Consider the following 11,076-nt stretch of genomic DNA (forward strand, 5'->3'; position numbering starts at 1 on the left):
GAGGGTTGATGCAACAGTCACTCTATGCCTTCACGCCTGCAGGCAACTCCGCGACCAGACGCAGAGATACCGACAGTTCGTCAAGTTGGTAATGGGGACGTAGGAACGCCACAGCGCGAAATACACCAGGACGCCCGGGCACTTCAGAAACCTGAATAGACGCTTCACGCAAGGGATATTGGGCTTTGGCCTCTTGGCTAGCGTTGTCATTGAGCAGCACGTATTGGCTGATCCAGGTGTTTAGAAAGGTTGAAACGCTGGACACCGAAGCAAAACTGCCAATTTTGTCGCGCATCATCGACTTAAGGTAATGAGCAATTCGCGACACCGCGAAGATGTACTGCAATTGCGAGGAGAGCAGCGCGTTGGCGTTTGCCGCGTCCGTGTTGTACTTACGCGGCTTTTGCAATGACTGCGCGCCAAAAAAAGCCGCGTAATCGGTGTTCTTGCAATGCACTAGGGAAATAAAGCCCAGGTCGCTGAGTTCTTTTTCACGGCGGTCAGTGATGGCCACTTCAGTCGGGCATTTAAGCGCTACTTCACCATCATCGGTGTTGAAGGTATGAGTCGGCAGTCCTTCCACCAGTCCCCCCCCCTCAACACCCCTAATTGCGGCACACCATCCGAAGTTTTCAAATGCTTGCGTAAGACGTACGCCGTGCGCGTAAGCAGCGTTACACCACAGGTAACGGGAATGGTCACGACCATCTACATCCTCTACGAAAGGGAAGCTGTCGATAGTGATGCCATCAATAGGGTTGTACGGTAGGCGCCCAAGAAAGCGCGGTAACACCAAGCCTACATAGCGGGCGTCTTCCGAATCGCGCAAGGATTTCCACTTGGCGTATTCAACCGTATCAAACACCTTGGCCATATCGCGCGGACGGCCCAGGTCAGCAAAACTCTCCAGCCCAAGCAGTTCCGGCGCAGGCGCAGTGATGAATGGCGCGTGGGCGGCAGCCGCGACATGGGACATTTGTTCAAGGAAGTACAGGTCTTCTGGTTGGCGGGTGATCGCATAGTCACCAATCAACGCACCAAACGGCGCACCACCAAAGGTGCCAAACTCTTCCTCGTAGATCTTCTTGAACAGCGAGCTTTGGTCGAACTCCAACGCTGCTTTAAAGTCGCGCATCAACTCTTTTTTCGAGGCGTTGAAGACCTTGATTTTTATCATGGCCCCGGTAGTCGACTCAGTAACTAAATGGTGCAAACCACGCCAACTGGATTCGAGCTGCTGAAATTCTGCAGCATGCATGACCAGCGAAAGCTGTTCCGAAAGCATCCGATCCAACTCAGCAATACGCGCATCTAGGCTACGGGCAAGGTTTTCCGACACCACGACCGTACCCTGCATGACCTCAGCAACTAATTCTGCGATCAGGTCACGGGCTCGAAGGTGCTCCGACTCTGATTTAGCAATCTTGCTTTGCTCGACAACCTGGTCCAGCAGGCTCGCACCTTCATTTAACGTCGGCGCACTCACATCACCAAGAGCATTTGCAGTGTTCATACATCCCCCTTGGATTCGCGACGAATCGCGGCCATCTGTTCAGTGTTCGTCAGCACGTCGCTGAGTACATCCTCAAGGGTCTCGTTGGTTGAGATCTTGTTGCGCATGTCTGCCAGCTTGCTGCGGGCCTCATGTAGTTTATGCAGTGCTGGCACCTGACGAATGAGGGCCTCTGGCCCAAAATCTTCCAGCGACTGAAAGTTCAAGGTCACGCCAAACTCGCCTTCTCCCGTCAGGGCATTAGCCACCCGATACGTAGCGCGTGGCGCCATTGCTGCCATAACCTCGTCAAAATTATCCCGATCGAGCGACACAAATTTGCGATCCTTCGGCCGTGCCAAAGGTGTTTCCGGATTTCCGGAAAAATCACCCAAAACCCCGACCACGAAGGGCAACTCTTTTTGCTCGATGGCATCGCCAATCTCAACGTCGTAGGTCAGTTGAATCCTAGGCGCCCGCACCTTTTGCAGGCGTTTTTGCACACTTTCCTTCTTAGCCATAGCAGCTACCGCCTCAATCAAATACTTACTTAAGGGTTCACTCTCAGTTCATGCCCGGCAGGCTGGAGAACGGATCGGAGCTCGACGCCGCTGGCGCAGCTTTGGCTGGTACAGGCACCGGCTTACGTGGCGCAGCTTTGGCCTTAGGCAGCAATGCCTTGGCTCCCAAGGTTTCCCGCAACCTCGCCGCAAGCTTTTGCGCCTCTTGATGCACAGGGCCATTTACGTCCTTTTCATCGCGCAGCCTTCCCAATGACTGCACCGCTACTCGCAAGCCTGACACCGTCAGAATGGCGTCAGCACGAGTGCTAGCCGCATCCCGCTGCAGTACTTCCTGCGCAGCCAGAATCGCGGCACCGTAATTTTCAGCCTCGAACTCCAGCTCAGCCTGGCGCAACCAAGGCTCTTTTCGAGTGGGCTCCATGGACGCAGCCTCTGACAGCAACTTCCTACCCGCTTCAAAGTTACGCGCTTGAATACGTTCATCTGCCTTAAACATTAAGTGTTCAAACGTAGGCGTATCTTGCGCAGATTGCATTGCGCACCCCGTCGTCATCAAAAAACCAATCACAATAAGAATGGCACGCACAACCATCCCTCCCTGACAAAAAAGATCCGCATATAGCGTTTGAGTTTCCAGTAGCCAAGCAAATCATTACCGGCACAGGTAAGAAACCGAACCGTATAACAACCGAAAAATGCTTGCAAACAAATTTTATCGAACTTCCATGGATCTTTTTAATTGGTAATTTTTCCTACAGAACAAATAAAATCATCTTACTCTATCTGAGAAAAACACCTCTTTACATAAACCAAAACAGCATAAAACAGCACTCATACTTGACCAATACAAACAAACCTTTCAAATTGGTCGCAATGAGGCCCCGTTAGACACTCCACGCGCAGGGTAAGAGCCATACATTCTCGTATTCTCAGCGTAGGCAATCTTCCAGCAGCCGACAGCCTCCGAACCAACTTAGTGTCATAACTCAACACCACCATTTTTATGTTCTAGAGCTACTGACCGATGCACACACAAAAAGAATACACTCGTCATCTTCTCATCAACTCCATAACCGCACTTGGAAATAACATTAAGTACCTGCCTCTGATTGGGATATTTTTTTTGATGGGCTGCTCAAGTAATGAAACACAGGAAGACAAGAGCACCCTGATTCCATTACGCATTCATACCGCTGCCAATATGAATCAGGGCACCCATAAAAAACCGCTGGCACAGGTCATCAAAATTTATCACTTGCGCGCCACTGACCGCTTTGAACAGACGCCCTTCGACAGTTTCCTGGACGATGTACAGGAACTCAGAGCACTAGGCTCAGACCTGGTCAACTCCAGGGAAATGCTGTTGCTGCCCGAGCAGCATTACGAACTCAACGAAAAGCTGGAAAACGGTGCCGCTTACATTGGCATTGTTGCGTTTTTCCGGGAGCCGGCCGAGCGGCGTTGGCGTTTTGCGTATGACGCCAATGCTTCCGCTTCGACGGGAATTACCTTGGGGGTTCATGCATGCGCCCTCACCTCCACCCAAGGAGCACTGATCAGCACTGCGACCGGCGCCACCGACACACTGGCGACGGTCAAATGCCCGAGCAAACGATAAGGGCGATATTTCCATTCCCCCCCAACAAGGAGCCCTCCATTGAGTCACAACACCAAAATACTGTGGGGTGAAGGACTATTTCTGCGCCCACAGCTTTTTCAGCAGCAGGACCGCTATCACGAGACAAGGCTGAGCCAGATGCGTCAGTTGCTGCAGCCTTACGCCTGGGGCATTCAACACCTGAAAATCGACAAAGCGACCTTGACCCAAGGCACATTGCGTGTGCTGGAGGTGTCGGCGGTATTTCCGGGTGGTGAACTCTACGCTGCGCCAGAAGGCGCCCCACTGCCTCCGGCCATCGCGCTTCAAGATCTACCCCTTGGCGTCTCCGAAATCACCACCTATCTGGCATTGCCGCAGTTGACCCCGTACGGTCGCAACCTCGCTACCGGCGACTTAAGCGCAAACACTGGTCGCTATACACAGAACAACGAACACACTCCGGATATGTTCACGGAGGCGGAAGAAAGCGAAGTGGCATTCCTAGCCCCGGCCGTTCGTTTGCTGACGCAAGACCAGGCGCACGACGCTTTTGAAGTTATTCCAATAGCGCGCTTGAAACGCAGCAGTACCGGAGGCTTTGAGGTGGACGATCAATACATGGCGCCCTCCGTCAATTTGGCTGCCATGCCCAACCTGCAAATCAAGTTACGCCAGCTGCTTGAAGCCCTCGACGCGAAGGCTCAGGTCATGCAAGAGGCACTGCGCGAGCCCTCGCAAAATGTCGTTGAATTTCGGGCTGGAGACATCGCGTCGTTCTGGTTGTTGCACACCAGCAATACCGCATGCGCCAGTCTTTCTCACCTCTTCCAGCACCCAGGACTGCATCCTGAGCGCGTGCATCAGGAACTGCTTCGTTTGGCAGGCGCCCTGCTAACGTTTTCCAAGACGCATCGCCTAGTTGATCTACCACCTTACGACCACCGCCACCCAGCACCTGGTTTCAACACCCTATTCACCATTATTCACACTCTGATAGACACCGTGATCTCCGCTCGTTACTTCAGCATTGCACTTGCTCAAGTGAAACCGGCCTACCACCAAGGTCGCCTGGACAATGAGCGCATTGATGGAAGTTGCACCCTCTACTTGGGTGTCAGTGCAGAAAAGGCTGGCGCAGAGCTCGCAGAAATCGTGCCGCGCACGGTAAAGATTGGCTCACCGGATACGGTTGAAAAACTCGTCACCTCCTCTATGCCCGGTGTGACATTGACCTATATCCCCGTGCCACCGTCCGCGATCCCTGTGCGACCAGGCATGTTGTATTTCGCCCTTGAACCGCGTGGGTCATTGTACGAACACATGCTTAAAAGCCAGACCGTCACGGTGTACATCCCCAACGGTCTCTCCGAATTGAAACTTGAACTGCTAGCCCTGATGCCATGACCCATACCAGTGCCCCTCACATACCTGCCCCCACAGAAATTCTCAGCCCCACAGGCAATATTCCACAACGCCTGATCGATCTGATGTCCGATGGCTTTTATCTGCTACTCATGATTCAACGCCGCCAAGTTCCCGAACACCTCCCAGCGTTCAGCACAGCGATTAAGCAATTTTTTTCCCGGATCGAGAACACGGCCACTACCGCAGGTATCGCGAGCGAAGACATCCATGCCGCCAAGTATGCGTTTTGCGCAACCATTGACGAGCTGATTCTCTCCGCATCCGATTGCCCCTTCCGTGACCAATGGGAACTCAATCCGATGCAGTTGGTGATGTTCGGCGATCAGTTGGCGGGGGACAAGTTCTTCACTTATTTGGAAGAGCTGCGCAGTAAAGGGGCGATTCGCTTGCAGGCGCTGGAGGTCTATCACTTGTGCCTATTGCTGGGTTTTCAGGGTAAATATCGCCTGGAAGGCTCGGAACAGTTGGGCTATCTAACCGCCCGCTTGGGCGAAGAGTTGGTATTTCTCAAAGGCAAACGAACCGCCTTCGCCCCCCGCTGGGCCTCACCGGACAGTGTCGTCCACCTCCTGCGTCGTCAAGTTCCGCTGTGGACGCCCGCATTAGTCTTGGGGATTGTTGGAGCAATCAGTTTTACCGCCTTCAGTCTGACGCTTTCAAGCAACACTCAAAAGCAAATGGCCTTACTCGACAATGTGATTCAGCTTCCCACACGCACGGCCAGCCTGACCATCACCCTGCCCTGAAGGAGCTCCACATGCCCGCACCGGCTGACATGGATGCCACAGACTGGTCCTCGTTGCTCTCACAGCACAACCGTCTGCTGCACGTGCAAACCGCTCTGCCGGACGCATTGGTGGTGGAGCACTGGGAAGGCGTCGAAGCGCTCAATGAAGAACCAGTTTTTACGCTCGACTGCATCAGCCCTTCAGCCTCGTTGAATCTGGCTGCATTAGCGGGAACGTCCATGTACCTGCAACTGGCGCAAATGGATGGGCAGCAACGCAGTTGGCAAGGCATCGTGTTCAGCACAGAAGAGCGCGGAAGCGACGGCGGTATCGCACGCTATCGGCTGCACATGGGGACCTGGTTAAGCTTACTCAAGCGACGTCGCAATACCGTGATTTTCCAGGATCTCGAGGCCCTGGAGATCGTCACACGAATTTTTTCCGACTACCCCCAGGCCCAGTGGGACACACGGGTTACCCAGCTGCGGCCGAGCCGTGCATTATGCACGCAGCACCGAGAAACCGACTTTGAGTTCGTCTGCCGGCTGTTATCCGAAGAGGGTTTGAGTTTCTATTTTGAACACGGTGGCAGCGCGACGGATAGTGCCAGGTTGGTGATTATCGACCATGACTACCAGTGGCCTGACGGCGGCGCGCTGATCTTCTCCCGTGAAGATACACCGCAAGCCGATGACGGTATTCGTTGCCTGGGCGAGCAGCGCCAAATCACCAATGGTGCGGTAACAACCTGCGCCTGGAACGCGGAGCAACTGCTGGGGGTAAGCGGGACCGCCAACAACCCCATCGTCGAAGGGCCCGCGTTGCCTGAACTGGAAATGTTTGATGCAAATCCCACGACCATTTTCGAAACGTCGGGCCAAGCACGCCAGGCCGCCAACCATCTGTTGAATGCGCGTCGCATGGCATGCCACGGTTATCAGGGAGACAGCGCGACGCGGCAACTGCGACTGGGTATTCGTTATACCCTGGATCAACATCAAGCCCTGGGGGCCCTACCTCTGGTTTGCCGGCAGATCAGGCATGTGGCAAGCAATAATCTCGGCCTGCTTCTTGCCAACCGGTTGGGGAAAGCCACTCTGGAGCACGGCACCTACGCCAACCATTTCCACGCCGTTGCGCCGAATGTGCCGATCGTGCCAACCCGCCTACCCCGTCCCCAGGCGCCCGGCGTACAGACCGCCACCGTGGTCGGGGCACACCGACAAATCATCACCAGCAACCGCGACCACCAAGTGCGGGTACAGTTTTTTTGGCAACGTGGTGACCGCCCCCTGGCGGGCGCCCTGCAGGACAACGCACATGCCCCTGGCAACGAAACGTCGGGCACTTGGATCCGTGTCGCCGAAGCTTTGGCCGGTGCACACTTTGGCCAGAATTTCACACCGCGCATAGGCAGTGAAGTGGTGATTAGCTACGTCCATGCCGACATCGATCAACCGGTGGTCATTGCGCAGGTGTACAACGGCGAAGCAACTGCGCCCTTCAGTGCCGGTATCGGCGCGCCCACCAACCATCCCGGGACGATCAGTGGTGTGCAAACAGTGGGCCTGGATGGCCAACCTGCCAGCGATTGGCAACTGGATGATGCCCAAGGCCAACTGCGCCAGCAGCTAGGTAACCAGACCGCACGCAGCTCTCTCACCCTGGGGTATGCCATCGCCTGTGAAGGGAGCCAGCGCAGCGCTTATCAGGGATTAGGCTTCTACCAGTCCACACAAGGCTGGGGACAGATTCGAGCCGCTAAAGGATTACTCATATCCACGAGCCTCCAGACTGGCGCAAAGGCTACCCAAATGCAGATGAGCGATGCACTCGACCAACTGTACGGCGCGGTGAACACCACCGAACGTTTAAGCCAGGCTGCGCAGCAAGCTCAGGCAGGGATCATGGCTGCTCACGCTGCGCAACAAGCATTAGGTGATGAGCTGAACCCGCGCAAGGCCGCTCACTATCCGGCCCAGGTCAACGGGCAAAACACCACCCAACCCGATACGGAACAAGCAGCGGAGCGCTTCAGCGCGCCGCACATGGTGCTGGAAACACCAGATCATCTAACGGCCGCCACACCTGCCAGTAGCAATGTGTTTGCGGGCCAGCAACTACAAGTGACCACTCAGCAGGACCTGCACTTTAGCGCCGGTCACACCATCGCAGGCGCCAGCGGTGGCAACCTGCATTGGTATACCGCCAAAGGTGGCGCCAAGGTCGTGGCGCAGACCGGTGAGGTCAGCCTGCAGTCACACACCGACCGTATGGAGTTGTTGGCCGACCAAGCGGCAACTTTCACCGCAACGACAGGGAGGATCGACCTGATCGCCAAGACCCGAATCGTCCTGCAGGCCGGTTCAGCGAGCATTACGTTGCAAGGCGGCGACATCAGCTTTACCTGTCCAGGGGTGTTCAGTGTCAAGGGCAGTGAGCATCCATTGCTGAGAGGTGCCAAACACACGCTCAATCTCGACGCCATGTCACAGAGCCAGGGCGCCACCGAACTCGCTTTTATTCTGAAAGATGCGGCCGGTATTCCCTTACCCGAAGTCGATCAAATCCTTGATATCCGCGCGGGTGACCTTCGCAGTCGCGCGGTCAGCGACGCGACGGCTCAAACCCGTCGTCACTTTGCCGCACAACCAGAGCCCGCTCAGGTGCATGTGACCTACCCGCAAACCAAGATCGAAGGTGACTCCTTTTGAGCAGTAACCACGGAGATAGGCGATGACCGCACCCTGGATTGTCGACACGGAAGAAGGTGTTCCCTAAAACGGGCCTACACCCGTGCTGAACCCTGCGCGACCGAAGACGCTGTGGTGACCTGCTGCGATTTATGATCCCTCGTCCAAGCGGACAGCATCAAATTGCTCGCGGGAAACAACGTCCTTATTCCAAAGGTCTTAAAACGTGCCAAACGAACCGCTGGCAATTATGCCCAGCTGTTTTTAGAGGATGAAGGTACTGAATACCAAGGCCGTTTTTATTGGGCCGGACTGGCGGCATTTGCCGCCAAGCAAGTGGTGGATGGTATTGAGTTTGCTGAGAGCAAATTTGATGAAGTGGTGGGGCAAGCCAGGCTCATGTCTCGTGTCACTTATTACTATCTATTAAAAGGTAATTTTTGGGTCTTTCTGGAAATCACTCCATGGATGCTCTATTGGAGAAAGTTTGGCAATGACGTGTTCTTCCGCGATGTCGACTGCCGGGATGTAAACACCTACGACCCGGTGATCCTTGAGCAAATGAAGACAATGCCGTGGTCCATGGGGGAGAACACCGTCTTGCGCAATGACCTTGAAAGGAAAAGGCGGGTGTTAGATATCCGGAAACTCAATTGGCAGATGAACCTGACTGACGGCAAAGGTGCGTTGGTGGAGATGACGCAGTGCGTGGTTCACGCCCGCCAAGGCCAACTCTCGGCGCTACATTCAACAAGGCGTCGCCTTCCCGGCAATAGAGAGCAGCGACTACGGCACAACCTTCTGGCAATGGAGCCCGGATCAATTCGCGCCGAGGCTGTAGTCGCCAAAAGTATGAAGTAATTACTAAAGGACGATGCGAGATTCGCCAATGAACAACCCTATTCACATCAACTCGAAAAAGCCTTCCAATGATCGCCGGCTCCCACTCCACTACCTGATAGGTTCGGGGCTCGCGCTACTGTTATTGGTAATACTGGCAAAGGTCCTAGAGGATTGCCTTCCGCCAGCCTCCCCTCCGTTATTCTGCAAATGGCCTTGGCTACAAGCCACTGCCAGCCGCTGATGTGATGGTGGGATGCAATGAAAAACAAAAGCGACCTGTACAAATTCGACGCCCTCTTGGGCACCCAGCCTGACGCGCAGATAGCCAAACTGGTCAACGTTACTCAGGGTGCCGTCAATAAGCGCCGCCGTAGCCTGGGTATTGCCTCGTACAACAGCAAAACTCCCAGCCGTATTGCCAGATATGATTTCTTACTGGGCGTATTGACTGACCAGATCATTGCTCATCTCGCCGGAGTTACAAAAGCAGCCGTGACGTTTCGGCGTAGAAAGATGGGAATAAAATCTCAACGAGGTCAACACCCATCACCATGGGAAGATCTTGATGGGTTGCTTGGTACTCAACCAGACAGTGAGATAGCCAAGTTGGCCGGGGTGACTAGCGGTGCAGTGCTAAAACGCCGGCGACGCTTAGGTATAGAGGCATTCAGCCGATCTAAAAAGAGCCCATCTACGATGCAAGCACGCATGTAAATCAACCTATTTCGGAACAGATGATTCTTTGAGGTCGCATCGCACCTCTGAACTTGCGTCGGTAGTCTTGATTGAGCCCTGCGGCCTATTCCAATGGAGGGCTGCAACGCGCCACCGCGACCTGAGCGGTGGCACTTTTGAGTTAGCTGGCACATTCACGTTACAGCTGAGCCCCGTCGTGCTGGCCGGTTTAGTGAACGGACTGGCTATCCGGGTTTTTAAGTATGAGACGCGCAAAAGCTTCCTAGCGCGGGCCAGTATTAAACCCACCATGCCGATACTTTTCCCAGTTACACATTGACCCTCAATTTAAGATCTTGAAGTCGATTCGACGGTTTTTGCTCCGCCCCTCAACTGTATTGTTGTCGGCGATCGGCGCATCCGGGCCGCTACCCGTCACTGACATGCTGCTGGACTCTATCCGCTTGCCGATCAAGTACTGTCGTACCGCCGCTGCACGCGCCAAGCTGAGTTCGATGTTGCTCTCACGTAGCCCAACATTGTCGGTGTGGCCAATGATCGCAATCCGGGCATTGTCCAACTCGCGTATAACTTGTGCCATCTCATCCAGCACGATACGGCCCTTGGCGGTAAGAATCGCACTGCCGCTTTCAAACTCAATGGTGCGCTGGCCCAGCGTTTCATCCAGTGCTTGCTGTCCTGAGCTGACCTGTAATGTGTTATGCACCTGGTAAGTTTGGTTGAAAGAACTGGCCAAAGTACTGGTCACTTCCTGGCGCAACGCTTCGTTCTTCACATTACCGCTGACTCGGATCTGATTACCTTCCACCTGCACCCGCCCGGCAGAAATATTCCGAAGATTTGGGCTGAGCATTTTCAATACATACTGATCCCAGTTCGCTGGGGCTACGACATTCCCCACTTCCATTTGATCGGAAATTCTCTGCGCACCATACAGATCGCGCAAACGTGAGAGCACCTGCGCCCTCATCGATTCGGAAGGTACGGTGCCGCTGACAACAATCTTGTCCTGAGCGGCCAGGGCAACGTCGGCCAGGCAAACCAATGAGAGTAAAAAAACTAAAGCACTACGCAT

10 protein-coding genes are annotated in these 11,076 nt (G+C 54.5%); 6 read left to right on the forward strand and 4 right to left on the reverse strand.

Annotation, left to right across the window (positions count from 1 at the left end):
• Nucleotides 1-22 precede the first annotated feature (22 nt).
• Genes tssC through CKW13_RS17425 form a run of 3 tightly spaced genes read right to left on the reverse strand, consistent with a single transcriptional unit; the run spans nucleotide 23 to nucleotide 2,602 of the window.
• Nucleotides 23-1,513, reverse strand: coding sequence for a type VI secretion system contractile sheath large subunit (gene tssC, locus CKW13_RS17415; protein WP_095109830.1), 1,491 nt, complete (start codon nucleotides 1,511-1,513; stop codon nucleotides 23-25).
• On the reverse strand, nucleotides 1,510-2,013 hold the full coding sequence (gene tssB, locus CKW13_RS17420) for a type VI secretion system contractile sheath small subunit (protein ID WP_095109831.1): 504 nt from the start codon (nucleotides 2,011-2,013) through the stop codon (nucleotides 1,510-1,512). The genes tssC and tssB overlap by 4 nt, the downstream gene beginning before the upstream one ends.
• 43 nt (nucleotides 2,014-2,056) lie before the next feature.
• The gene (locus tag CKW13_RS17425) at nucleotides 2,057-2,602 is read right to left on the reverse strand and encodes a hypothetical protein (protein WP_141233991.1); all 546 of its coding nucleotides are present in this window, start codon (nucleotides 2,600-2,602) and stop codon (nucleotides 2,057-2,059) included.
• Nucleotides 2,603-3,040: 438 nt separating this feature from the next.
• On the opposite strand from CKW13_RS17425, the gene tssJ reads away from it, so the two are divergent.
• The 6 genes from tssJ to CKW13_RS24240 all read left to right on the forward strand — a co-directional run bounded on the left by tssJ (nucleotide 3,041) and on the right by CKW13_RS24240 (nucleotide 10,019).
• Complete coding sequence (gene tssJ, locus CKW13_RS17430; RefSeq protein ID WP_095109833.1) at nucleotides 3,041-3,634, forward strand: type VI secretion system lipoprotein TssJ; 594 nt, start codon at nucleotides 3,041-3,043, stop codon at nucleotides 3,632-3,634.
• Nucleotides 3,635-3,673: 39 nt separating this feature from the next.
• Nucleotides 3,674-5,020, forward strand: coding sequence for a type VI secretion system baseplate subunit TssK (tssK, locus tag CKW13_RS17435; RefSeq protein ID WP_095109834.1), 1,347 nt, complete (start codon nucleotides 3,674-3,676; stop codon nucleotides 5,018-5,020).
• A complete protein-coding gene (gene icmH / locus CKW13_RS17440) occupies nucleotides 5,017-5,787 on the forward strand; it encodes a type IVB secretion system protein IcmH/DotU (protein ID WP_095109835.1) in 771 nt (256 codons plus the stop codon). The genes tssK and icmH overlap by 4 nt, the downstream gene beginning before the upstream one ends.
• Nucleotides 5,788-5,798: 11 nt before the next feature.
• Entirely contained in the window at nucleotides 5,799-8,483 is a 2,685-nt protein-coding gene (locus tag CKW13_RS17445) for a type VI secretion system Vgr family protein (protein WP_095109836.1), read from the forward strand.
• A 162-nt stretch (nucleotides 8,484-8,645) separates the two neighbouring features.
• On the forward strand, nucleotides 8,646-9,323 hold the full coding sequence (locus tag CKW13_RS17450; protein WP_095109837.1) for a DUF2515 family protein: 678 nt from the start codon (nucleotides 8,646-8,648) through the stop codon (nucleotides 9,321-9,323).
• Nucleotides 9,324-9,563: 240 nt separating this feature from the next.
• Nucleotides 9,564-10,019 (forward strand): hypothetical protein, encoded by a 456-nt coding sequence (locus tag CKW13_RS24240; RefSeq protein ID WP_141233992.1) that lies wholly within the window; start codon nucleotides 9,564-9,566, stop codon nucleotides 10,017-10,019.
• Nucleotides 10,020-10,323: 304 nt separating this feature from the next.
• Here CKW13_RS24240 and CKW13_RS17455 read toward each other — a convergent pair whose 3' ends face one another.
• The gene (locus CKW13_RS17455) at nucleotides 10,324-11,076 is read right to left on the reverse strand and encodes an OmpA family protein (RefSeq protein WP_095109838.1); all 753 of its coding nucleotides are present in this window, start codon (nucleotides 11,074-11,076) and stop codon (nucleotides 10,324-10,326) included.

The sequence above is a fragment of the Pseudomonas sp. Irchel 3E20 genome, from assembly GCF_900187645.1.
Lineage (GTDB): Bacteria > Pseudomonadota > Gammaproteobacteria > Pseudomonadales > Pseudomonadaceae > Aquipseudomonas.